General features: G+C 73.0%; 24 protein-coding genes. 12 read left to right on the top strand and 12 right to left on the bottom strand.

What is annotated here, in order from left to right:
• The first annotated feature begins 33 nt into the window (after positions 1–33).
• Positions 34–1,185, top strand: a complete 1,152-nt coding sequence (locus tag ABD161_RS05090; protein WP_344000352.1) for a uroporphyrinogen-III synthase — start codon at positions 34–36, stop codon at positions 1,183–1,185.
• Positions 1,182–1,853, top strand: a complete 672-nt coding sequence (locus ABD161_RS05085; protein WP_344000288.1) for a sirohydrochlorin chelatase — start codon at positions 1,182–1,184, stop codon at positions 1,851–1,853. The genes ABD161_RS05090 and ABD161_RS05085 overlap by 4 nt, the downstream gene beginning before the upstream one ends.
• Positions 1,854–1,888: 35 nt before the next feature.
• Here the strand turns inward: ABD161_RS05085 and moaA are convergent, their stop codons facing one another.
• From moaA to modA, 4 genes are all read right to left on the bottom strand, one after another.
• Entirely contained in the window at positions 1,889–2,953 is a 1,065-nt protein-coding gene (gene moaA / locus ABD161_RS05080; RefSeq protein WP_135112044.1) for a GTP 3',8-cyclase MoaA, read from the bottom strand.
• Positions 2,954–3,021: 68 nt separating this feature from the next.
• Positions 3,022–4,206: a sulfate/molybdate ABC transporter ATP-binding protein gene (locus ABD161_RS05075; RefSeq protein ID WP_344000286.1), complete on the bottom strand. Its 1,185-nt coding sequence runs from the start codon at positions 4,204–4,206 to the stop codon at positions 3,022–3,024.
• Positions 4,203–5,021, bottom strand: coding sequence for an ABC transporter permease (locus tag ABD161_RS05070; RefSeq protein ID WP_344000284.1), 819 nt, complete (start codon positions 5,019–5,021; stop codon positions 4,203–4,205). The genes ABD161_RS05075 and ABD161_RS05070 overlap by 4 nt, the downstream gene beginning before the upstream one ends.
• 105 nt (positions 5,022–5,126) lie before the next feature.
• On the bottom strand, positions 5,127–5,888 hold the full coding sequence (modA, locus tag ABD161_RS05065) for a molybdate ABC transporter substrate-binding protein (protein WP_344000282.1): 762 nt from the start codon (positions 5,886–5,888) through the stop codon (positions 5,127–5,129).
• A gap of 71 nt (positions 5,889–5,959) precedes the next feature.
• Between modA and ABD161_RS05060 the strand changes: the two genes are divergently transcribed.
• The 5 genes from ABD161_RS05060 to ABD161_RS05040 all read left to right on the top strand — a co-directional run bounded on the left by ABD161_RS05060 (position 5,960) and on the right by ABD161_RS05040 (position 9,391).
• Positions 5,960–7,078, top strand: coding sequence for a ThiF family adenylyltransferase (locus ABD161_RS05060; RefSeq protein WP_344000280.1), 1,119 nt, complete (start codon positions 5,960–5,962; stop codon positions 7,076–7,078).
• Positions 7,075–8,322: a molybdopterin molybdotransferase MoeA gene (locus tag ABD161_RS05055; protein WP_344000278.1), complete on the top strand. Its 1,248-nt coding sequence runs from the start codon at positions 7,075–7,077 to the stop codon at positions 8,320–8,322. The genes ABD161_RS05060 and ABD161_RS05055 overlap by 4 nt, the downstream gene beginning before the upstream one ends.
• Before the next feature lie 67 nt (positions 8,323–8,389).
• Positions 8,390–8,860 carry a cyclic pyranopterin monophosphate synthase MoaC gene (gene moaC, locus ABD161_RS05050; RefSeq protein ID WP_344000276.1) on the top strand — a complete coding sequence of 157 codons (471 nt, stop codon included), beginning with the start codon at positions 8,390–8,392 and terminating at the stop codon, positions 8,858–8,860.
• A gap of 1 nt (position 8,861) precedes the next feature.
• Complete coding sequence (locus ABD161_RS05045) at positions 8,862–9,161, top strand: DUF6457 domain-containing protein (RefSeq protein WP_344000274.1); 300 nt, start codon at positions 8,862–8,864, stop codon at positions 9,159–9,161.
• Complete coding sequence (locus ABD161_RS05040) at positions 9,158–9,391, top strand: MoaD/ThiS family protein (RefSeq protein WP_135112030.1); 234 nt, start codon at positions 9,158–9,160, stop codon at positions 9,389–9,391. Before ABD161_RS05045 ends, ABD161_RS05040 begins: the two co-directional genes overlap by 4 nt.
• A 6-nt stretch (positions 9,392–9,397) precedes the next feature.
• Here ABD161_RS05040 and ABD161_RS05035 read toward each other — a convergent pair whose 3' ends face one another.
• From ABD161_RS05035 to ABD161_RS05025, 3 genes are all read right to left on the bottom strand, one after another.
• A complete protein-coding gene (locus ABD161_RS05035; protein ID WP_344000271.1) occupies positions 9,398–10,258 on the bottom strand; it encodes an NmrA family NAD(P)-binding protein in 861 nt (286 codons plus the stop codon).
• A 149-nt stretch (positions 10,259–10,407) separates the two neighbouring features.
• Positions 10,408–10,842 (bottom strand): molybdenum cofactor biosynthesis protein MoaE, encoded by a 435-nt coding sequence (locus ABD161_RS05030; RefSeq protein ID WP_344000269.1) that lies wholly within the window; start codon positions 10,840–10,842, stop codon positions 10,408–10,410.
• The gene (locus tag ABD161_RS05025; protein ID WP_344000267.1) at positions 10,839–11,333 is read right to left on the bottom strand and encodes a MogA/MoaB family molybdenum cofactor biosynthesis protein; all 495 of its coding nucleotides are present in this window, start codon (positions 11,331–11,333) and stop codon (positions 10,839–10,841) included. The genes ABD161_RS05030 and ABD161_RS05025 overlap by 4 nt, the downstream gene beginning before the upstream one ends.
• Positions 11,334–11,530: 197 nt before the next feature.
• On the opposite strand from ABD161_RS05025, the gene ABD161_RS05020 reads away from it, so the two are divergent.
• Genes ABD161_RS05020 through ABD161_RS05010 form a run of 3 tightly spaced genes read left to right on the top strand, consistent with a single transcriptional unit; the run spans position 11,531 to position 16,597 of the window.
• Positions 11,531–12,949 (top strand): MFS transporter, encoded by a 1,419-nt coding sequence (locus ABD161_RS05020; RefSeq protein WP_344000265.1) that lies wholly within the window; start codon positions 11,531–11,533, stop codon positions 12,947–12,949.
• A 10-nt stretch (positions 12,950–12,959) separates the two neighbouring features.
• Positions 12,960–14,519, top strand: a complete 1,560-nt coding sequence (locus tag ABD161_RS05015; protein ID WP_344000263.1) for an FAD-dependent oxidoreductase — start codon at positions 12,960–12,962, stop codon at positions 14,517–14,519.
• A gap of 50 nt (positions 14,520–14,569) precedes the next feature.
• Complete coding sequence (locus ABD161_RS05010) at positions 14,570–16,597, top strand: molybdopterin oxidoreductase family protein (protein WP_425560791.1); 2,028 nt, start codon at positions 14,570–14,572, stop codon at positions 16,595–16,597.
• A gap of 103 nt (positions 16,598–16,700) precedes the next feature.
• Here the strand turns inward: ABD161_RS05010 and trmD are convergent, their stop codons facing one another.
• The 4 genes from trmD to rpsP are packed head-to-tail and all read right to left on the bottom strand — an operon-like array spanning position 16,701 to position 18,637.
• Positions 16,701–17,381: a tRNA (guanosine(37)-N1)-methyltransferase TrmD gene (gene trmD / locus ABD161_RS05005; RefSeq protein ID WP_344000259.1), complete on the bottom strand. Its 681-nt coding sequence runs from the start codon at positions 17,379–17,381 to the stop codon at positions 16,701–16,703.
• A gap of 5 nt (positions 17,382–17,386) precedes the next feature.
• Positions 17,387–17,977, bottom strand: coding sequence for a ribosome maturation factor RimM (gene rimM, locus ABD161_RS05000; protein ID WP_344000257.1), 591 nt, complete (start codon positions 17,975–17,977; stop codon positions 17,387–17,389).
• A gap of 1 nt (position 17,978) precedes the next feature.
• Positions 17,979–18,209, bottom strand: a complete 231-nt coding sequence (locus tag ABD161_RS04995) for an RNA-binding protein (RefSeq protein WP_135112014.1) — start codon at positions 18,207–18,209, stop codon at positions 17,979–17,981.
• 2 nt (positions 18,210–18,211) lie between these two features.
• Positions 18,212–18,637 (bottom strand): 30S ribosomal protein S16, encoded by a 426-nt coding sequence (gene rpsP, locus ABD161_RS04990; RefSeq protein ID WP_135112012.1) that lies wholly within the window; start codon positions 18,635–18,637, stop codon positions 18,212–18,214.
• Between the two features lie 195 nt (positions 18,638–18,832).
• Between rpsP and ABD161_RS04985 the strand changes: the two genes are divergently transcribed.
• Positions 18,833–20,014, top strand: a complete 1,182-nt coding sequence (locus tag ABD161_RS04985; protein ID WP_344000254.1) for a glutamate--cysteine ligase — start codon at positions 18,833–18,835, stop codon at positions 20,012–20,014.
• Between the two features lie 6 nt (positions 20,015–20,020).
• Here ABD161_RS04985 and ABD161_RS04980 read toward each other — a convergent pair whose 3' ends face one another.
• Entirely contained in the window at positions 20,021–21,007 is a 987-nt protein-coding gene (locus ABD161_RS04980; RefSeq protein ID WP_344000252.1) for a sugar-binding transcriptional regulator, read from the bottom strand.
• Positions 21,008–21,093: 86 nt separating this feature from the next.
• Between ABD161_RS04980 and ABD161_RS04975 the strand changes: the two genes are divergently transcribed.
• Positions 21,094–22,818, top strand: a complete 1,725-nt coding sequence (locus ABD161_RS04975; RefSeq protein ID WP_344000250.1) for a glycerol-3-phosphate dehydrogenase/oxidase — start codon at positions 21,094–21,096, stop codon at positions 22,816–22,818.
• Positions 22,819–22,878 lie beyond the last annotated feature (60 nt).

The following is a 22,878-nucleotide window of genomic DNA, read 5'->3' as shown; positions in this document are numbered from 1 at the left end:
TTCTCCGACCTCCCCCTGGAAGACGTGACCCCCGTGCCGGACCTCATCCCCGACTCCAGCGCGGCGCCGCGCCTGCTCTCGACCGCCCTGGCCGGTTGCTCGGTGCTCATCGCCGTGGATCGGCGCTCGAGCGAGCTGACGGCGGCCCTCGAGCGGCACGGCGCGACGGTCCAGCAGGCCGCGGCCCTCACGATCGAATCCCACATCGACGACCCGAGCCTGATCTCGCGGACCCGGGAGCTCATCGCCGATCCGCCGGACATCGTCGTCGCGACGACGGGCGTCGGATTCCGCGGCTGGGTCGAGGCGGCGGATGAGGCGGGGCTCGCCGAAGACCTGGAGGTCGCGTTCCGCGGCGCGCAGATCGTCGCCCGCGGGCCGAAGGCGCGCGGCGCGATCCAGCAGGCCGGCTTCACCGCCGACTGGGTCGCCGAATCCGAGACGGCCGCGGAGCTCGGCCAGTACCTCGTCGCCGAGGGCGTGTCGGGCAAGCGGATCGCCGTGCAGCATCACGGCTCCGGTGCGGACGGGCTCGACGAGCTGTTCACCGCACACGGCGCCGAGGTCGTGAGCCTGACGGTGTACCGCTGGGGCCCTCCCCCGGACACGGGCGTCGTGCGCCGGTCGGTGCTCGCCGCCGCGCGCGGCGACTACGACGCCGTGCTGTTCACCTCCGCACCGGGCGCCGCCGAGTGGCTCGCCGAGGCGCGGCGCGCCGACGCGCTCGACGGGATCCGGCTCCGCGCCCGGAAGCGGCGGCTGCTGATGACTGCCGTCGGCCCCATCACCGCCGAGCCGCTGATCGAGGCGGACATCGAGACGCTGATCGCGGAGCGGGGGCGGCTCGGGTCGCTCGTGCGCGCGGTCGTGATGCACTTCGGCGGCGGCCACGCGCCTCACCACGTGACGCCCGCCGGCAGGTTCGAGCTGCGCAGCGGCGGCGCGGTGCTCGACGGTCGCTACATCCCGCTGTCGCCGACCGGCGTCGACGTTGTCGCGGCGCTGTTCGAGGCGGGAGGCGGCGTCGTCTCCCGCGCCGATCTGCAGCGGGTGCTGCCGCGATCGGGCCAGAGCCCGCACGCCGTGGAGATGGCCGTCGCGCGGCTGCGCGAGGCGCTCGGCGCCCCCGACGTGATCAAGACCGTCGTGAAGCGCGGCTACCGGCTGAACGTGGAGGATCAATGACGCTCGTCGCCTGCTCGCACGGGACCCGGTTCCAGGAGGGGCGCGACGCGATCCACGCGCTCATCGCGCAGGTGCAGCAGCTTCTCCCCGAGACGCCGATCGCCGAGGCCTTCGTGGATGTGCAGGAGCCGTCGATCGACGACGTCGTCGCCTCGGTCGACGGGCCGGCAGTGATCGTGCCTCTGCTGCTCTCCGCGGGGTTCCACACCGGCATCGACATCGCCCGCGCCGCCCGCACCCGCGAGGACGTGGTTGCCGCGGCGCCGCTCGGGCCGCATCCGCTGCTCGCCGAGACGCTCGTCGCGCGACTGGAGGAGGCCGGACTGCGCGCCGGAGACCACGTTGTGCTCGCTGCCGCGGGGTCGTCCCGGCCCGAAGCGGCCGTGCACGTCGAGCGGATGCGCGACCTGCTCGCCCCGCTGATCCCGAACCCGGTCACGGTCGGCTACGCGGCGGGGGCCGACCCGCGCATCGCCACGGCCGTCGCATCCGCGCGCGCCGCCGGCGCGGAGCGCGTCGTGGCGGCGAGCTACGTGCTCGCTCCCGGGTACTTCGCGAACGAGGTCGCCGCCGCCGGCGCGGATGTCGTGACCGCGCCAATCGGTCCGGATGAGCGGATCGCCCAGGTCATCGCCGAGCGGTACCGCGAGGGCCTCGACGCGCTTTGACGCCCCGCCCGACAGATCGGCCCGGATAGCGCCGGTCAGCCGCCGATCGCGTTCATCCCGCGCGCCGGCTGCAGGAACGACGGATCGTCGATCGCGTGCCCGGGAAGCTTCCGGAGGATGCAGCCGCGCAGCATCGCGTCGAGGCGCGCGTCGAGATCGTCCGCGTCGCTGCGCAGGATCGGCAGCAGGTCGAACTCGGTGGTGGAGAACAGGCAGTTGCGCAGCTGCCCGTCGGCGGTCAGGCGCAGCCGGTCGCAGTCCCCGCAGAAGGGCGCGGTGACCGACGCGATGACGCCCACCTTGTGCGGTCCGTCGTCGAGGATCCAGGTCTCGGCCGGCGCTCCCCCGCGCCCCGCCACCGGTGTGAGCCGCCAGCGCGCCGACAGCGCCTGCAGGATCTCCTCGCGGGTGACCATCCGCTCCCGCGACCAGGTGTGCCCGGCATCCAGCGGCATCTGCTCGATGAAGCGCAGCTGCGCGTCGTGCGCCACGGCGAACTCCACGAGCTCGACGAGCTCGTCGTCGTTCACGTCGCGCATGGCGACGGCGTTGAGCTTGAGGGGCGTGAGACCCGACTCCGCCGCGGCGGCGATCCCGTCGAGCACGTCGTCGAGCCGGTCGCGGCGGGTGAGGTCGCGGAAGCGGTCGCGGCGGAGCGTGTCGATCGAGATGTTGAGGCGCGACAGGCCCGCGTCGATCAGGTCGGGAAGGAACTCGCGCAGCCGGATCCCGTTGGTCGTCATCGCCACCTGGACGGGTCCGGCGGGGCCCTCGATCCGCGCGAGGCGCCTCACCACCTCGACGATGTCGTTGCGCAGCAGAGGTTCGCCGCCGGTGAGGCGGAACGTCGTGATCCCGGCGGCCGCGGCGACGCGTGCGATCCGCTCGATCTCCTCGAGGGACAGGATGCTCGTGCGCGCGAGCCACTCGTTCCCCTGCTCGGGCATGCAGTAGGTGCACCGCAGCGAGCAGCGATCCGTCAGCGAGATGCGCAGGTCGCGGTGAACACGGCCGAACGTGTCGACGAGCGGGCCACCCTGGCCCGCTGTGGGCGCGACGACGGGCGCGCGCAGGCCGATGGCGACCGGCACCGCGCTCACGAGACGCGCCCCTTCTTCATCTGCTCAGCCTACGGTCGTCCGCGGCCACCCGGGCCCGGCGGCGCGCGTCACCCGTCCGCGAGAAGGCGCACATCCGAGCGATCGACGGAAAGACGCACGGGATCGCCGGGCCCGAGCCCCAGCGCCGCGAGCTGGGCGGCCGGGACGTCGACCACGACGTCGGGCTTGGCGGTGTGCACTCGCGCGCCCCCGGGGGTCGGCTCGAGCCGCGTCACCCGAGCCAGCCACTCGCCGACCGCGCTCGGCTGGTCGCGAGCGACGCGCACGGCCCCGGTCCAGGTGCTCTCCGCCGCGCGCGCGAGGCGGACGTCCGCCGGACGGAAGACCGCCACGAGAGCCGCGCCGTCCTGCTCCGCGGCGGGTTCGGCGGACGCGAGCCGGATGTCGCCGTCGATCCCGGGGGCGCGCCAGAGCCCGCCGTCGGCGGCACCGGTCACGCGGTTGAGCCCGGCGGCCGCGGCGACGAAGCGCGTCGCGGGAGCGGCGAGCACGCGGCTCACGAGCCCGCGCTGCATCACGCGGCCTCCTTCGATCACCACGACCTGGCGCGCGAGGGCGGCCGCGTCGAATGCGTCGTGCGTGACCACGAGGGTGGTGGTGCGCGTCGAGGAGAGCTGATCGTGCACCACGGCCCGGGTCTCGGCGGCCGTCTCGGCGTCGAGGCCCGTGAGCGGCTCGTCGAGCAGCAGCAGCCGCGGGGAGACGGCGAGGGCCCTCGCGAGTGCGACGCGCTGCTGCTGACCGCCCGAGAGCTCGCGGGGGCGATGGGAGCCGGACCCGGAGAGCCCGACGCGCCAGAGCCACTCGTCGGCGACCTGGCGGGCCCGGTCCTTGGCAAGGCCGCGCACCGCGAGACCGAATGCGACGTTGTCGCGCACCGACAGGTGCGGGAACAGCCGGGCGTCCTGACCGAGCATCACGACGCCGCGGGTCGCGGCGGACGGGTGGCGGCGACGTGTGACGAGGGTGCCGTCCGCGAGCCGGATGCTTCCCTCCGTCAGGCGCACCGCGCCGGCGATGGCCGCCAGCAGCGTCGACTTCCCCGCCCCGCTCGGCCCCATCACGGCCGTCACCTCGCCCTGCGAGACGGTCAGTTCGGCCTCGAGCCGGAAGTCCCCGCGCTGCACCGCCAGGTCCGCGATCAGCGCGACGCCGGGGCCGAGAGCGCTCTCCGTCCCCTCGCTCGTGCGCCGGCGACCCCTCAGCGCCACGCGGCGCGTCGGCGCGCTCACCGCACGCTCCCCGGCCGCCACGCGCGCACGAGAAGGAGCACCGCGATCGCGGTGACGAGCAGCAGGAGCGACAGCGCCACCGCCGGCCCCTGCCCGACGCCCGAGCCGTTGAACGCGGTGTAGATGGCGAGCGGCATCGTCTGCGTCACGCCCGGGTTGTTGCCGGCGAACAGCGCCGTCGCGCCGAACTCGCCGATCGCGCGCGCGAAGCAGAGCACAAGGCCCGCCACCAGCCCGGGCGCCGCGAGCGGGAGCGTGATGCGCCGCAGCGTCGCCCAGCGGCCGGCGCCGAGAGCCGCGGCCGTGCGCTCGTACTCCACGCCCACCGCGCGCACCGCGCCCTCGACGGCCAGCACCAGGAAGGGCAGCGCGACGAACACCTGGGCGACCACCACGGCGGCGGTCGTGAAGGGGAGTCCGAGGCCGATCCCCTCGAGCCAGCGGCCGACCGGGCCCGACCGCCCGAACAGGAACAGCAGCGCGACGCCGCCCACCATCGGGGGAAGCACGAGCGGGACGGTCACGAGCACGCGCAGGATGGCCGCGAGCCACGGCCGGGCGCGCGCGATCAGGATGGCGAGCGGAAGACCCAGGATCAGGCAGATGACCGTGGCGATGGCACCCGTCACCAGCGACAGGGTGAGCGCGCTCAGCGACTCGGGGGCCGTGACATCCGCCCAGAGCGTTCCCCATTCGGCACGCACGATGAGCCCGCCGAGCGGGACGACGAGCAGAGCGAGGGCAAGGATCGCCGGCAGCGCCAGGATGCGGGGCAGGTTCCCCGCGGGCGCGCGATCGTCACTGCGTGCGGTCATCGACGGAATCCCAGGCGCATGCACACCCTCCGATCTTGGCGCGGATGCCGCCGGGTGCACAGCCATCGGGCCGGATCCGGGGAGTCGTGTCCATCGGCTGCGCGCTCACGGCCCACCGAAGCCGTGCTCGGCGAGGACCCGGCGCCCCACCTCGCCGCGGACCAGCGCGACGAATGCCTCGGCCGCCGCGGGATTGCGCGCGTCGCGGAGCGCGGCCACCGGGTAGCGGTTCACGACGTCCTCCGCTCCTTCCGCGGGGACCGCGTCGACCGCGGCGCGCGCGACGTCCGTGCGGTAGACGAGCCCGGCGTCCGCCTCGCCCGCCGCGACCTTCGCCAGCACGGCGCCGACGTTCTGCTCCTCGCTCGCCGGGTCGACGGTGACGCCCGCGCGCTCCAGCAGCGCGCCGCTCGCCGCGCCGCAGGGCACCTCACGGGCGCACAGGACGACGGTGACGGACGGATCGGCGAGATCCGCGAGCCCTCCGATCCCCGCAGGATTGCCCCGCGGCACCGCGATCACCAGCGTGTTCGTGGCGAACACCGCGGGATCGCGCACGAGGTCCGCGACGCGCTCCATCGTTGACTCGTCGGCGCTCGCGAAGACGTCGGCGGGCGCCCCCTCGGCGATCTGCGTGGCGAGCACCTGCGAGCCGTCGAGCACCGGAGGACGCACGTCCACGCCGGGATGCGCCGCCTCGAACTCGGCCGCGAGCTCCTCGAAGGCGGGCCCGAGCGAGGCCGCGGCGTAGACCGTCAGCTCGCCGCCGATGCCGTCCGACTCTCCGGCATCGCGGGCGCATCCGGAGAGACCGAGAGCCACCGCCACGACACCTGCCAGGATCGCCGTCACGCGCGCAGCTCGCATCCTCCGATCCTGACACGTCGCGGGCACCCCACCCCCGTGCCAGGGCGGGGCGGCCCCCGTAGGCTGTGCGCATGTCCCCCCTTCCCCCTCTCGTGGAGCCGGTCGCGGCGCTCACCCCCGACGAGCGCGCGCGCACCGCGCGCCACCACGTGCTCGTCCCGCTCGGCGAGCTCGGTCAGCGACGCCTCGCCGCGGCGCACGTGGCGATCGTCGGCGCCGGAGGGCTCGGCTCCCCCGCGGTGCTCGCACTCGCCGCGGCCGGCGTCGGGACCCTGACCGTGATCGACGACGACGTCGTCGAGCTCTCCAACCTCCAGCGCCAGCTGATGCACCGCGTCGCCGATGTCGGGGCCGCCAAGGTCGACAGTGCCGCGCGCGCCGCCCGCGACCTCGCCCCCGAGGCGCGCGTGCACACCGTGCGCGAGCGCCTCACCCCCGGCAACGCCGAGCGCCTCCTGTCCGGGGCGGACATCGTCCTCGACGGCAGCGACACCTTCGACACGCGCGAGGCCGTCGCCGCCGCGACCGAGCGGCTCGGCCTGCCGCTGGTGTGGGGGACCGTGCAGGGGTTCGACGCGCAGGTCACGGTGTTCTGGTCGGCACCGCCCGTCGGGGCGGGACCCGTCCGGCTCGCCGACCTCTACCCCACCGGCAGCGCCGGCGACGTGCCGACGTGTGCCGAGGTGGGCGTGCTCGGCTCGCTGTGCCTGCAGGTCGGCGCCCTCATGGCGACCCAGGCGATCCAGCTGATCGCCGGCATCGGCGATCCCCTGCTCGGCCGCGTCCTGGTGATCGACGGCCTGCACACGCGGCAGCGCGAGGTGCCGCTGCGGGCGTCGCGCGCCGCCGCCGCCTCGCGCCCGCGCTTCCGCGCCTCCGACCTCGCCGCCGCGCTCAGCGAGGGCGATGCGCCCCTCGTCGTCGACGTGCGCGAGGACGTGGAGGTGCGCGAGGGGATGATCGCCGGCGCGCTTCACGTGCCGCTCGGCGAGATCCGCACGGCGCCGGATGCGGTCGCCCGTCGCGTCGCCGCTACCGCCGGCGGTCGCCGGGTCGCGGTGGTGTGCAAGGGCGGCGTGCGCTCCGCCGAGGCGGTCGCCCTCCTCGCCGCCGCGGGACTCGACGCGGTCTCGGTCGACGGCGGCATGCTCGCCTGGACGGGACCGCTCGCGCAGCCGGTGACGGCATGACGCACGACCTGCTGACGATCGAGCAGCACCTCGAGCGCATCCTTGCGGCGGTCGTCCCCACCGGCACGATCACGCTCTCCCTCGCGGGCGCCGCCGGCCTCACGCTCACCGAGCCCGTTCACGCGCGCGTGGATGTTCCCGTGTTCGACAACTCGGGCATGGACGGCTTCGCGGTCCGCTTCGCCGACGTCGCGAGCGCCTCGTCCGACGCGCCGGTCGAGCTGCGGGTCGTCGCCGACCTTCCCGCCGGCTCAGGCGACGACCCGGCGATCGCCGCGGGCGAGGCCGTCCGCATCATGACCGGGTCGCCCGTCCCCTCGGCCGCCGACGCGATCGTCCCGTTCGAGGACACCTCGGGCGGCCTCGCGGATTCGCTCGGCGCCATCTCGGTGCGCCGCGCTCCCCGCGCGGCCGGCGCGCACATCCGGCGCCGCGGCGAGGACCTCCGCTCGGGCGACGTCGTGCTTCCCGCGGGCACCGAGCTGGGCCCGCTGCAGCTCTCCGCCGCCGCGGCGGCGGGCGTCGATCGCGTGATCGTCGCGCGGCCGCCGCGCGTGATCGTGATCTCCACCGGCAGCGAGCTCGTCGAGCCCGGCGCGCAGCTCGAGCGCGGGCAGATCCCCGAGTCGAACTCGACGCTGCTCGCGGGCCTCGTGCGGGCGACGGGCGCCGAGCTGATGCGCGCGACGTGCGTCTCGGATGATCCGGATGAGTTCCGCGCGCTGCTCGCGAGCGGAACGGATGCCGACCTCGTCATCACCTCGGGCGGGGTGAGCGCCGGCGCGTACGAGGTGGTCAAGCAGGTGCTCGGCTCGTCCGACGACGGGGCCGAGATCGTCTTCGCCAAGGTCGCGATGCAGCCCGGCAAGCCGCAGGCGTTCGGGCGGCTCTCGACCGGTGCGCTCCTGTTCGGCCTGCCGGGGAACCCGGTGAGCGTCGCGGTCTCCTTCGAGGCGTTTGTCCGTCCGGTGCTCCTCGCCATGCAGGGCCGCGCGCAGCTGCAGCGGCCCGTCATCCGCCTCCCCGCCGCGGCCGCGTGGCGCACGCCCGTCGGACGGCGCCAGTACCTGCCGGCGGTGATCGACCGCAGCGACCCCGCGCGGTGGACGGTGCGCCCCGCGACCTCCGGCGGATCCGGATCGCATCTCGCCGCGGGCCTCGCACATGCCGAGGCGTACGCGGTCGTCCCCGCCGAGACGGAGGCCGTCGCCGAGGGCGACCTCGTCGATGTCATGCTGATCTGATGGGATCCCCTGACATGGCGATCCGTCCCGCCGGGAGTTGCCCGATCCACGAAGGGAGCGCATCCACGTGAGCTTCACCCATCTCGATTCCCGCGGTCACGCGCGCATGGTCGACGTGACCGAGAAGCAGCCGACGGTCCGCTCGGCGACCGCCCGCGGCTTCGTCCGCGTCGCACCGGAGACCGTGGCGGCACTGCGCGACGGCGCGGTTCCCAAGGGCGACGTGCTGGCCGTCGCGCGCATCGCGGGCATCCAGGGCGCCAAGAAGTGCGCCGACCTGCTGCCGCTCGCGCACATGATCGGCGTGCACGGCGCGACGGTCGACCTGGCGATCGAGGACGACGGCGTCGCGATCGAGGCGACCGTGCGCACCGCCGACCGCACGGGCGTCGAGATGGAGGCCCTCACGGCGGTCACGATCGCCGCCCTCTCGATCGTCGACATGGTCAAGGGGATCGACCGTTCGGCGCTCATCGAGAACGCCCGCATCGTCGCGAAGACGGGCGGGCGCAGCGGATCCTGGACACGGGAGGCCTGACATGTCCGACCGCACCCTGCCGCCGGAGGCGCTCGACGACTGGGCCCGCGCCGCGGCCGAACGACTCGGCCTTGACCCCGACGACGTGCCGATCACGCTGATCCTCGATCTCGCACGCGATGTCGCCCACGGCGTCGCGCGCCCGGCGGCGCCGCTGACGGCCTTCCTCGCCGGCCTCGCCGCGGGACGCGCGGGCGGATCGCCGGCGGACGTGGAGAGCGCCGTCGCGGAGGTCGTGACGCTCGCGAAGACGTGGGGCGAGAAGCGCGATGTATCGAGCGAGCGAAGCGAGCCGAGATGACGCGCGTGCGCTACTTCGCCGCCGCCGAGGAGGCCGCCGGCCGGGCCGAGGAGCAGCGCTCCGAGGCCACCCTCGGCGAGCTTCGCGCCGCGCTCGCGGCCGAGTACCCCGGCCTCGGTGGCATCCTGCCCCGCTGCGCGGTGCTGGTCGACGGCGAACGACGCGACGACGAGGCGACGCTTGCGGACGCCGAGACCGTCGACGTCCTTCCGCCCTTCGCGGGCGGCTGAGCAAGGTCAGGCCGCGGCGACCCTTGTCACCAGGGCCTCATCGACCGCCTCGGCGAGCGTCGTCGGCCGACGGCCGCTGAGCTCGGCCAGCGCCGACGACCCGGTCTCGAGGGCACCCCGCGCGATCGCGGCATCCAGCTCGACCGCCTGAGCCGCCTCGTCGGCCGGGAGTCCCTCGGCCACGAGTGCCGAGCGCAGCGCCTCGCCCTCCAGCGCGCGGAACGCGACCTGCCGCCCCGAGACGCGCGACAGCTCCCGCGCGTACTCGACGAGGCCGAACGGCTCGCCGCCGAGCTCGTACACGCGCCCGGCCCACGGCGTCAGGATCGCGGCGGCGGCGGCCTCCGCGTAGTCGCGGCGATGAGCGGCAGAGACACGTCCTGAGCCGCCGATGACCTCACCGCGCGCGACGTCGTCCGCTGCCCGCTCCATGTACGTGTCGAGGTACGGGCCATTGCGCAGGATGGTCGTCGGGATCCCGGCGCGGTCGAGCTCGCGCTCCGTCTCGCGATGCTCGCGCGCGATCGCGAGATCCTCGGTCTCCGCGCCGAGCATGCTCGTGTAGACCATGCAGCCGACCCAGGCGCGCTTCGCGGCGGCGATGACGTTGCGGTGCTGCCGGAGGCGCCGCCCGATCTCGGTGCCGGCGACGAGCAGCAGGCGCTCGACGCCGCGGAACGCGAGATCCAGCGACTCGGGGTCGTCGTAATCGGCCTGACGGACCGTGACGGCCCGATCCCGGAACCGCACGCCCTCGGGCGTGCGGGTGATGGCGACGATGTCGGTGGGCGAGACGCCCCGCTCGACGAGCGCGTCGATTACGAATGAGCCGAGTCGTCCGCTTGCTCCGGTGACTGCGATGGACATGATGGTCCTCCCGTCGTCCGGCTCTCTCCGATGAGAGCCGGTTTCTTCCGAGAATGCGCCGCCGGGGCCCCCTTTGCAACGACCTTAGAGCGTGAGGATCCGGGGTTCTTTCGCATCCGGAAGGAACCGCCCGCTCGGGGCCGGCGACTCTAGCCGCCGAGGCCCTTCCACTCGGCCGTGCCGTCGGCCTCGAGTTGCCGCTTCCAGACGGGCAGCTCGCGCTTGATGTCCTCGATCACGTCGCGGCACGCCGCGAACGCCTCGCCCCGATGCGCGGCGGCGACCGCGATGACGACCGCGGCCTCCCCCACCTCGAGCCGCCCGATCCGGTGACTCACCGCGACGATCGCCCCGTGCGCGTCCGCCGCACGGGACGCGAGCGCCTCCAGCGCCGCCTCTGCGTCGGGGTGAGCCGTGTACTCCAGCGCCGCCACGGGGCCGCGCGCATCCGGATCGTGATCGCGCACGCGCCCCACGAACGACGTCTCCGCACCCATCCGCGGGTCGTCGATGGCGGCGAGGTGATCCTCGAGGCGGATCGGATCGGACGAGATCCGCGCGATCCGGACAGCGCGGTCGGTCACGCGTGGTCACCGCCCGCGAGCTGCGAAGAGACATGCCTCGCCACCGAGAGCACGACGGGCATGCCGCTGCGCACCGCGGCCGGGGATCCGGGGAGGTTCACGATGAGCGCACCGCGCGCGACGCCGGCGAGCCCCCGCGACAGCAGCCCCGCGGGCTTCTCGGCCGCGCCGATGCGGCGCAGCTCCTCGGCGATGCCCGGGATCTCGCGCTCGAGCACCGCACGCGTGCCCTCGGGCGTCTCGTCCCGTGGACCGAGGCCCGTGCCGCCGGTGGTCACGATGACGTCGGCGCCGGCCGTGATCATGGCGATCAGCGCGCGCTCGACGCTCTCCGCGCCGTCCGGCACGACCACCGCGTCGTCGCAGTCGAAGCCCGCGACGCGCAGCGCCGCGACGGCCTCGGGACCCGAGAGGTCCTCCCGCTCACCTCGCGCCGATCGGTCGCTCACCGTGATGACGGCCGCGCGCAGGGGGATGTCTCGTTCATCCATGGCCCGATTCTAAGGACGTCGCGCCCGGCCTGCGCAGGCGCATGCGGCCATGTTTCCGGCGTGTAAAGAACGACTCAACGGGCCGCACCGCCCGCGGTGATCGAAAGGTGATCGAGAGGAAACGGCCGAGCACCCGGCACGGAAACACGCGCGGCATAGCTTTCAGAGCACCATCACTGCCCGTCCGAGGAGTCGCCATGGCCACCACCCTGAGCACCACCCCCACGAGCACCACCTCCGCGCCCGACACGACCGCCGCGTCGACGACGTCTCTGACGTTCCGCCCCGGCCGCTGGATCGACGGCTGGAACCCGGAGGACACGACGTTCTGGGCCTCCCAGGGCCGCGCCATCGCGAAGCGGAACCTGCGCTGGTCGATCTTCGCCGAGTTCCTCGGCTTCATCATCTGGCAGCTGTGGAGCATCGTCGTCGTGATGCTGCCGGGTGCCGGCTTCACGCTCTCCACCTCCGAGTCGTTCTGGCTCATCTCGCTGCCGAGCCTCGTCGGGGCGACGCTGCGCTTCCCCTACACGTTCGCCGTCGCGATCTTCGGCGGCCGCAACTGGACCATCGTCTCGGCGGCCCTCCTGCTCATCCCCGCCACCCTGCTGGGCTTCGCGGTGCAGAACCCCGAGACGCCCTTCGGCGTGCTGCTGCTGATCGCGGCCCTCGGCGGCGTCGGCGGCGGCAACTTCGCCAGCTCGATGGCGAACATCACGTACTTCTTCCCGCAGCGGGAGAAGGGCTGGGCCCTCGGCCTCAACGCCGCCGGCGGCAACATCGGAACGGCCGTGGCACAGCTCGCGGTGCCGATCGTCGTCACACTGGGGGCCGCGGGGACGTTCAACATCCAGCTCGCCGGCTGGATGTGGATCCCGCTGATCCTGCTGGCGATGTGGGGCGCGTTCCGCTTCATGGACAACCTCTCCTCGGCGAAGGCCGACTTCGCCGGCGCCGCGTCGGCGCTGCGCGAGCCGCACCTGTGGGTCATGGCGCTGCTCTACATCGGCACCTTCGGCTCCTTCATCGGTTTCGCCGGCGTCTTCCCGAAGCTGATCGCCGACCAGTTCCCCGAGTTCTCGACGTTCCAGGTGGGAGCCACCTCCCTCACACTCGCCTTCCTCGGCGCGCTGGTGGGCTCGCTCTCGCGCCCGTACGGCGGCAGGCTCGCCGACCGCTTCGGCGGCGCCCGGATGACGATCGTCGCGTTCTCGGCGATGATCCTCGCCACACTCGCGCTCATCCTGACCCTGCCGCTCGCGAGCTTCTGGACGTTCCTCGGCTGCTTCCTCGTGCTGTTCGTCGCGACCGGCATGGGCAACGGCGCGACGTACCGGATGATCCCGAGCATCTTCGCGGCCCGCGGGGCAGCGACGGCCGGCGACCCGCACGCGGTGAGCACGCAGCGCAAGGGCGCCGCCGCGCTCGGGCTGATCTCGGCGATCGGCGCCTACGGCGGGTTCGTGATCCCTCAGGTGCTCGGTGCCTCGCAGGCGGCGACGGGTGGGTACACGGCTGCGTTCTGGGGCTTCATCGCCGCCTACGCCGTGATGCTCACCATCACCGCCCTGGTGTACCTCGTGCCGCGCGCCTCGCTCGCCGGACACCGGATCTGAGGCGCTCCTCATGACGATCGTCCCCTCCACTCCCCTCCGCGTCGTCCTCATCGGCTTCGGCCCCGTCGGGGTGCGCTACGCCGAGGAGCTGCTTCCCGAGATCGCCTCGGGGCGCATCCGGCTGACGGTCCTGGGAGCGGAGGCGGACGATCCATACAACCGTGTGCTCGTCGCCGAGTACGCCACGGGCGAGCTCGAGCGCGAGGATCTCGCGATCGCCGATCCCGCCGAGCTGCGCGCGGCGGGAGCCGACGTCCTCACGGGAGTGCGCGCCACGGCCATCGACCGCGACGCGCACGAGGTCGTCCTGGGCGACGGCCGGCGGGTGCCGTACGACCGCGTGGTGCTCGCCACCGGAGCCCGGGCGACGGTTCCGCCCCTCGACGGGCTCGAGCATGTCGGGCCGGATGCGTCGGGCCTGGACGACGCGCTGACCGAGGGCGTGTGCGTCCTGCGCACGCCCGAGGACGCCGAGCGTGTCCGGTCGGTGGTCGCCACGGGCGGCCGCGTCGTCGTGCTGGGCGCCGGTGTGCTGGGAATCGAGCTCGCGCTGCTGCTGGCACACGCCGGCGCCGTGCCGAGCGTCGCGCACTTCGGCCCCATGCCCATGCCGCGCCAGCTCGACCGGGGCTCGGCGTCCGTCCTCGCCGCGGCGCTCGAGACGGCAGGCGTCCACGTCGTGCCGCACACGCGCGCCGAGGCGATCATCGCGCGGGCCGATGAGAGCGGCGTCCGACGGTTCCACGCCCTCGTGAGCTCGGATGGCCGGCGCATCGAGGGCGACCTGCTGGTGCTCTCGTGCGGGGTGCGCGCCCGCACCGAGCTGGCCGAGGCCGCCGGCCTCCGCGTCGATCGCGGGGTGCTCGTCGACGACCGGCTGCGGTCGTGGACCGACCCCGCGATCCACGCGATCGGCGACTGCGCCCACATCGGCGATCCGGTGCACCTTCACGACGCCCACGTGCCGGGCGGCCCGAGCGGGCTCGTCGGCCCGGGGTGGCGCCAGGCCGAGTGGCTCGCGCGGGCGCTCTGCGACGAGCTCGACGGGATCGAGACGGCGCCCTTCGCGGAGGACGTCCCCGGCGTCGTCGCGCTCAAGGCCGCGCAGGTCGACCTGGTGTCGGCGGGCGACGTGTCCGCCGACCCGTTCGCCCCCGTCCCCGCCGGCGAGGACGCCCCCGGGGTGGCGATGTGGGCGGATCTCCAGCACGGCACGTACGTGAAGATGGTCACCCGCGACGGGGCGCTCACCGGCTTCGTCGCCGTGGGCATGCCCCGCGCGGGCGCGGAGCTCAGCGTGCTGTACTCGCGGCGCGGCGAGCTGCCGTCCGACCGATCCCTGCTGCTGCGCCTCGACACGGTCGAGGACGCGGGCCCGCGGGCCACCGGCCGCGAGGCGACCCTCTGCGTCTGCAACGGCGTCACCGAGGGGACGGTCGAGGACGCGATCGACGACGGCTGCGAGACCGTCGCCGACGTCGGGCGCTGCACCCGCGCCGGCACCGGATGCGGCGGCTGCCGCGCCCGCATCGCCGAGATGATCGGCGCGCGAGAGGCGGCCGCCCTGTGACGGCGTCCCCGGCGGACACGCACTGCCCGTACTGCGCGCTGCAGTGCGCCATGACGCTCACGCCGACCCCCGCCGACGGGCTCCCCGTGTCGGTGGAGGGGCGCGACTTCCCGACCAACCGCGGCGGGCTCTGCCGCAAGGGATGGTCGTCCGCCGAGCTCCTGACCGCCCCCGACCGGCTCGTCTCTCCCCTGCTCCGGGGCGCCGACGGGGAACTGCACCCGGCCTCGTGGGACGCCGCTCTCGACCTGATCGCCGACCGGATCCGCGAGATCCAGGACCAGAGCGGACGCGACGCGATCGGCGTGTTCGGCGGCGGCGGCCTCACGAACGAGAAGGCGTACCAGCTCGGCAAGTTCGCCCGGATCGCGCTGCGCACCTCGCGCATCGACTACAACGGCCGGTTCTGCATGTCGTCCGCCGCGGCCGCCGCCAACCGCGCCTTCGGCATCGATCGCGGGCTGCCGTTCCTGCTCGAGGACCTCGACACGGCGCACACCATCCTGATGCTCGGATCGAACGTCGGCGACACGATGCCGCCGTTCGTCTCGCACCTGCAGGGGGCCCGCGCGCGTGGCGGACTGGTCGTGGTCGATCCTCGGCGCAGCACGACCGCGCGCCTCACCGCCGACGGCGGGGGCCTGCATGTGCAGCCGGTGCCGGGCAGCGACCTCGCGCTGCTGCTCGGGCTCATCCACGTGGTGATCGCCGAGGCGCTCTACGACGCCGACTACGTCACACGCCGCACGAGCGGGTTCGAGGCGCTGCGCCGTTCGGTCTCGATGTGGTGGCCCGAGCGCGCCGAGCAGGTCACGGGCGTGCCCGCGACGGACATCCGATCACTCGCGCGCCGGCTCGCCGAATCCGCATCGACCTACATCCTCACCGGGCGCGGCGTCGAGCAGCACGCCGACGGCACCGACACCGCGACGGCGGCGATCAACCTCGCCCTGCTGCTGGGGCTGCCGGGCCGGCCGGGCAGCGGATACGGCACGCTCACGGGACAGGGGAACGGGCAGGGCGGGCGCGAGCACGGTCAGAAATCGGATCAGCTTCCCGGCTACCGCAGGATCGACGACCCGGATGCGCGCGCCCACGTCGCGGCGGTGTGGGGCGTCGATCCGTCGATCATCCCCGGTCCCGGCATCCCCGCCGTGCAGCTGCTGCAGTCGAGCGGGCGCCCCGGCGGGATCCGCGCCCTGCTCGTGCACGGATCGAACGTCGTCGTCTCCTCCCCCGACGTCCAGTCCATCCGCGACGCCCTGGGCCGCCTCGATCTGCTTGTCGTCAGCGACTTCTTCCTGTCGGAGACGGCTCGGCTCGCGGATGTCGTCCTCCCCGTCCTGCAGTGGGCCGAGGAAGAGGGCACGATGACGAACCTCGAGGGCCGCGTCCTGCGTCGGCGCCGTGCCCTCCAGCCGCCCGCGGGCGCCCGCAGCGAGCTGTGGATCATGGCCGAGCTCGCGCGCCGGCTCGAGGCGCCCGGAGCGTGGGACCTGGATCCCGCCGTCGTGTTCGACGAGCTCGCGCGCGCCTCCGCCGGGGGCCTCGCCGACTACTCGGGCCTGAGCCACGCGCTGCTCGACGAGGGAGCGGCCGCCCACTGGCCGTATCCGGCGGGCAGCACCGGCACGCCGCGGCTGTTCGCCGACCGCTTCGCCCACGCCGACGGGAGCGCCCGCCTCGTCGCCGTGCGCTCCCGTGCGCCGGAGACACCGCGGGGCGGCGAGCTGAGCCTGATCACGGGTCGCCTTCTCGAGCACTACCAGTCGGGAACGCAGACCCGCCGGGTGGCCGAGCTGGAGGCCGCCCAACCCGAGCTCGTCGCCCAGCTCCACCCCGCCACCGCGCGGGATCGCGGCCTCGTCGAGGGCGGCCGGGTGCGCCTCGAGAACGCCCGCGGCGCGATCGAGGCCCGTGTCGGCGTCAGCGGCGACATCCGGCCCGACACGGTCTTCCTGCCGTTCCACTTCCCCGATGCGTCCAGCGCCAACCTCCTGACGAGCAGCCGCCTCGACCCGATCTCCTCGATGCCGGAGTTCAAGAACGCCGTCGTCACCGCCACCCGGGTCCCGTAAGGCGCCGAGCAGGCATCCCCGCGCGATCAGGCATGTGCGCGCATGCCCGCTCGCGGCGCGGATGCCTGCTCGACGCCGGGCGAGGCGCGAGCGAAGCGAGCTATCAATCCGACAGCAGGTCGGGGCGCCGCTCGCGCGTGCGCTCGATGCTCTGCTCGCGGCGCCAGGCCGCGACGGCGCCGTGGTTGCCGCTCAGCAGCACCGGCGGCACCTCCAGGCCGCGCCAGACGGCGGGCTTGGTGTAGATCGGGTACTCGAGCAGGCCGTCCTCGTGCGACTCCTCGACGAGGCTCTCGGGGTTTCCCATGAATCCGGGGATGAGGCGCGTGACGGCCTCGATCATTGCCATCGACGCGACCTCGCCGCCGTTGAGCACGTAGTCGCCGATGCTCACGAGCCGCACACGGCCGACAGCGGCGTAGTGGTCGATCACGCGCTGGTCGATTCCCTCGTACCGCCCGCAGGCGAACACGAGCTGCTGCTCCTGGGCGAGTTCTCGCGCCATCGGCTGCCGGAACACCTCACCCGAGGGCGTCGGCACGACGAGCACGGCGTCGTCGCCGAGGATCTCGTCGAGCGCCTCGCCCCACGGCTCGGGCTTCATCACCATGCCGGCGCCGCCCCCGTAGGGAGTGTCGTCGACCGTGCGGTGGCGGTCGTGCGTCCAGTCGCGCAGGTCGTGCACGCGCAGGTCGAGGAGGCCCTTCTCGCGGGCCTTGCCGATCAGTGAGACGTCGAGCACGTCGAAGAACGAGGGGAAGATCGTGACGATGTCGATCCGCATCCGGATCAGTCCTCGGAAGCGGGCGTCTCCGCCTCGGCGGCCGGCTCGGGCTCGGGGAGCTCTTCGAACAGACCGGCGGGCGGCGTCACGACGACCCTGCCGGCCTCGATGTCGACCTCGGGGACGATCGCGGCGACGAAGGGCACGAGCACCTCGCCCGCACCGGTCTCGACGACGAGAAGATCCTGGGCCGGGAAGTGCTCGACGCGGGCGACCTTGCCCACGACGGCGCCGTCACGCACGACGTCAAGGCCGACGAGCTGGTGGTCGTACCAGGCATCGGGCTCGGCGGGCGCGTCCTCGTCCTCGTCGACCCACAGGATCGCGCGGACCAGGGTATCGGCCGCGTTGCGGTCGTCCACGCCCTCGAAGAAGACGACGGGGCTCTGGTTCATCCAGCGGAACTCGCGCACCGTGATGGACTCGCCGTGCCACTGCGAGTGCTCAGGCACCTGCAGGGTGAACGACGCCCCGGGCACAAAACGGCCGTCGGGGTCGTCGGTGTACAGCTCGAGCTTGAGGGCGCCCTTGAGCCCGTGGGCCTTGACGAGGCGGCCGACACGCAACTGGTTCTTCGCGGGCTTCGCGGCTGCCACGTCAGTCGTCCGCGACGTCGACGCGCACGCGCTTGCCGTCCGCCAGAGCGGCGACGAGCGTGCGCAGTGCCTTCGCGGTACGGCCGCCGCGCCCGATCACCCGGCCACGGTCGTCGGCGTGGACGTGCACTTCCAGCACATCCCCGCGAGACGAGGTGGTCGAGTCGATGCGCACGTCATCCGGGTGATCGACGATCCCCTTGACGAGGTGCTCGAGCGCGGCGGCCAGCACGATTACTCGGCGGCCTCGGCCTCGGCGGCCTCATCGGCCGGGGCCTCGGCGGGAGCCGCGGGCTCCTCGGCCTTCTTCTCGACCTTGGGCTTGACGACCGACTTCTTCGAGGAGTCGGCGACGTACTCCGACTTCTCCTCGCGGGTCTTCAGGGTGCTCTTCGCATCCTTGTCGCCCTTGAAGGTGCCCCAGTCGCCCGTGATCTTGAGGATGGCGCGCACCTGCTCGGTCGGCTGGGCGCCGACGGACAGCCAGTACTGCGCACGCTCCGAGTCGACCTCGATGAACGAGGGCTCCTCGGTCGGGTGGTACTTGCCGATCTCCTCGATCACACGGCCGTCGCGCTTGGTGCGCGAGTCGGCGACGACGATGCGGTAGTACGGCGCGCGGATCTTGCCCAGGCGCTTCAGACGGATCTTGACAGCCACGATTCTCCTGTGTGGTGTGTAAAGCGAGACGAACCAGTCGCCAGGTAGTGGGGTGCACACCGGCGGAAGCTCAGAGGAGGACTCAGGGCGCTGGATAGAGGGTCGAGCACCCGGTCCGACCCTCCATTCTGCCAGATGACGGAGGACGTCGCGTACAGGTTGCCGGCCGAGGTCCCGGGCACTCACACTGAGCGGATGACGATCGCATTCTCCACCTCCGCCAGATCCACCGTCGGCATCGAGTGGGAGCTCATGCTCGCCGACGAGGCGACCGGCGACCTCGTGGGCCGCGCCCCTGAGATCATGCCCGCGCTGGAGGAGTCGACGGCCCTCGAGCGGCACACGGTGACGGCCGAGCTGCTGACGAACACGATCGAGGTCACGAGCGGCGTGGGCGACACCGTCGCGGCCGCGGTGGACGACATCTCGGATGCGATCGACGCGGTGCGCACGCAGACCGATCCCCTCGGCATCGAGTTGATGTGCGCCGGCAGCCACCCCTTCGCCCGCTGGTTCGACCAGAAGGTCACCGAGAAGACGCGCTACGAGAAGCTCATCGAGCGCACCCAGTGGTGGGGCCGCAACATGATGATCTGGGGCATCCACGTGCACGTGGGCATCGACCACGTCGACAAGGTCTTCCCGATCATCCACGCCCTGACGGGCTACATCCCCCACCTGCAGGCGCTGTCGGCGTCGAGCCCGTTCTGGGCGGGCGAGCGCACCGGATACGCCTCGAACCGCGCGCTGGTGTTCCAGCAGCTGCCGACCACCGGCCTGCCCTGGCAGCTCGACACCTGGGGTCAGTACGAGAACTACATCGACGACCTCGTTCGCACCGGCGTCATCGCCGACGCCACGGAGGTGCGCTGGGATGTGCGCCCCGCCGCGCACTGGGGGACGATCGAGATCCGCGCGTGCGACGGCATGTCGACCCTGCCGGAGCTCGCCGCCATGGCCGCGATGGTGCAGACGCTCGTCGAGTCGTTCTCGCGCGACCTCGACGAGGGGCGGGAGCTGCCGAGCCTGCAGCCCTGGTACACCCGCGAGAACAAGTGGCGCGCGGCGCGCTACGGGCTCGACGCCGACGTCATCGTCGACCGCGAGGGCACACAGGTGCCGGTGCGCGAGCACATCCGCGAGACCATCGAGCGCCTCGAGCCGATCGCCGTCGAGCTGAAGTGCGCGCGCGAGCTCGCCGAGATCGGGGCGATCCTCGATCGCGGCGCCAGCTACCAGCGACAGGTGGCGGTCGCGGAGGCCGCGGACGGCGACCTGCGCGAGGTCGCACGTTCACTCATCCGGGAGTTCCGCAACGGCCCGACCCTGCGCGAGCGGGTCGGGCTCGGCCGGATCGACGTGCCCCCGGAGGGCTGAGCCGGGTCAGTCCGAGACGAGGTCCCGGGCGAGGGCCTCGTCGACGACGACGTCGGTGACGAGGCCCGCCAGCATCGCGCTGCGCAGGCTCGCGCTCTTGTGCACCCCGGCGGCGACGCACACCCGCCTCGGCACGCGGCGGAACCGCTCGAGGTCGGGACCCGTCGCGCGTGCGTTCACGCGGATGTCACGCCAGGTGCCGTCCGCCCGGTAGAACACCGTGGCGACGTCGCCGATCGCCTTGTCCTCGGCGAGGCTCCGGAAGTCCTCCCGCTCGAGGTAGCCACCGGCGTACACCCGGCTCGGCACGTCGGCGGCGGGAGAGCCGACGCCGAAGACCGCCAGATCCATCCGCGCCTGGATCCCCAGGACGCGCCGGATGCTGCGCTCCCGCCACATCGCCGCGCGGGTCGCCGGATCGTCGAAGAAGGCCGGCACCGGGAACTGCTGTACCCGCGCCCCGAAGGCCTCGCCGAAGCGCTGCAGGATCTCGCTCGCGTACTCGATGCCGGTGGTCTGCATGTTCCCCGCGCCGTTCAGCTGCACGACCGTCACGTTGTGCAGCTCCTTCGAGGGAAGGTGGCGGCTGAGCGCGCTGAGCGTCGATCCCCACGCCACCCCGACGGTCATGTGCGAGTCGACGAACTGCGGCACCAGGCGCGCCGCCGTCATCGCGACGCGTTCGAGGCGGTCGACCTCGCTGACGGTGCTCGGCATCGGCACCACGTGCGCCGCGACGAGGTAGCGGTCGCGGATCTGCCGCTCGAGGGCGCTGCCGCCGGCCACGGGCGTGATCCGGATGTCGACGATCCCGGTGTCGCGGGCGTACGCGAGGAGCCGGGACACCGATGACCGCGAGACGCCGAGGTCGCTGGCGATCGCCTCCATCGTCCGGTCCTGCATGTAGTACATCTGCGCGGCGGCGAGGGCGTCGCCGGAGCGACCGCGCCGCCGACCGCGGGAGGGGCGCCGCTCGCGGGCGATATCGGTCATCCTCTCATTCTGCACGTTTGTGCACTGACGTTGCCACGATGTGCTCATGAGCGCACGCTGGGAGGCGACATGAGAGGACGGCGCTGATGACGGATCCCCTGCCCCAGGCCGAACGGGCCGACGTGAGCACCGTGCGCGAGAGCGCGAGGACCTCGGTGCTGATCATCGGCGGCGGCATCAACGGCATCTCGACATTCCGAGACCTCGCCCTGCAGGGGGTCGACGTGGTGCTCGTGGAGCGCGGCGACTTCGCCTCCGGCGCATCCTCCGCCTCGAGCCACATGATCCACGGCGGCATCCGGTACCTCGAGAACGGCGAGTTCCGGCTGGTGAAGGAGTCGGTGCAGGAGCGCAACGGGCTTCTGCAGATCGCCCCGCACTACGTCAAGCCGCTGCGCACGACGATCCCGATCTACTCGACCTTCTCGGGCATCCTCGCCGCGCCCCTGCGCTTCCTGACCCACCGCAGCGGCAAGCCCACCGAGCGCGGCGCGTTCCTGATCAAGATCGGCCTCACGATCTACGACACGTTCTCGCGCGCCGGAGGCACGGTGCCCCGTCACCGCTTCCTCGGGCGCAAGCGCTCGCTGCAGGAGCTGCCGCACCTCGACCCGCGCGTGAAGTACACCGCGACCTACTTCGACGCCTCGATGCACGATCCCGAGCGACTCGCGCTCGACGTGCTGCAGGACGGACTCGAGGCCCACCCCGGCGGTGCGATCGCCCTCAACTACGTCGAGGCCGTGGGTCACGACTCCCGCGGCGTCGTGCTGCGCGACCTCGAGACCGGGACCGAGTTCTCCGTCGCGGCGGATGTCGTCGTCAACGCCTCGGGTCCGTGGACCGACCTCACAAACGACGCGCTCGGCACCGAGACCCGGTTCATGGGCGGTACCAAGGGCTCGCACATCGTGCTGGACAACCCCGAGCTGAGCGAGGCGACGGGCGGCCGCGAGATCTTCTTCGAGCACTCGGACGGGCGCATCGTGCTCATCTACCCGCTCAAGGGCCGGGTCATGGTCGGGACGACCGACATCGACGCCGATCCCAGCCAGCCGGTCGTCTGCACCGACGAGGAGATCGACTACTTCTTCGACCTCGTCCACCACGTCTTCCCGAACGTGGCCGTCGACCGCAGCCAGATCGTGTACCACTTCTCGGGCATCCGCCCCCTTCCCCGTCACGAGGACACCGCGCCGGGCTTCGTCTCGCGCGACTACGGCATCGAGGTGAACCGCACGGCGCTCGCCGCGAGCGACGGCGGCACCCCGCTGGTGAGCCTCGTCGGGGGCAAGTGGACGACGTTCCGCGCGCTCGGCGAGTCGCTCAGCAGCACGGTGCTCGAGCTTCTCGGCCGGCCGCGGCGCGTCCGCACCGCCGGACGCACGATCGGCGGCGGCCGCGACTTCCCGCGCAGCGAGTCGGATCGCGCCGCCTGGCTGACGACCCGCCTCCCCGGAGCGGGCGAGCGCGCTGCGGTGCTGTTCGAGCGCTATGGAACGCGCGCCGCCGACGTGTGGGCATTCACCCGGGAGCACGACGACCGGCCGCTCGGCCACGGCGGACTCTCCACCGGAGAGCTCGCGTGGATGGTCGAGCGCGAGCACGTCGTCCACCTCGCCGACGTCATCCTGCGCCGCACGTCGATCGCCTTCACCGGCGACGCCTCGGCGAAGGCGCTCGACGACATCGCCTCGGCGCTCGCCCCGCTGCTCGGCTGGGACGACCGACGCCGCGACGCCGAGATCGCCGAGACGGCGACCCTGCTGCGCGAGCAGCACGGCGTGGAGCTGACCCCCGCCGGAACCTGAACCCTCGATGCCGCACAGGCGGCAGCGAGTACCCCCAGATCGCGCAAAGAAGCGCGCGCA

It is taken from the genome of Microbacterium paludicola (genome assembly GCF_039529675.1).
Lineage (GTDB): Bacteria > Actinomycetota > Actinomycetes > Actinomycetales > Microbacteriaceae > Microbacterium > Microbacterium paludicola.
This window is presented reverse-complemented; position numbering and strand designations above follow the sequence as displayed.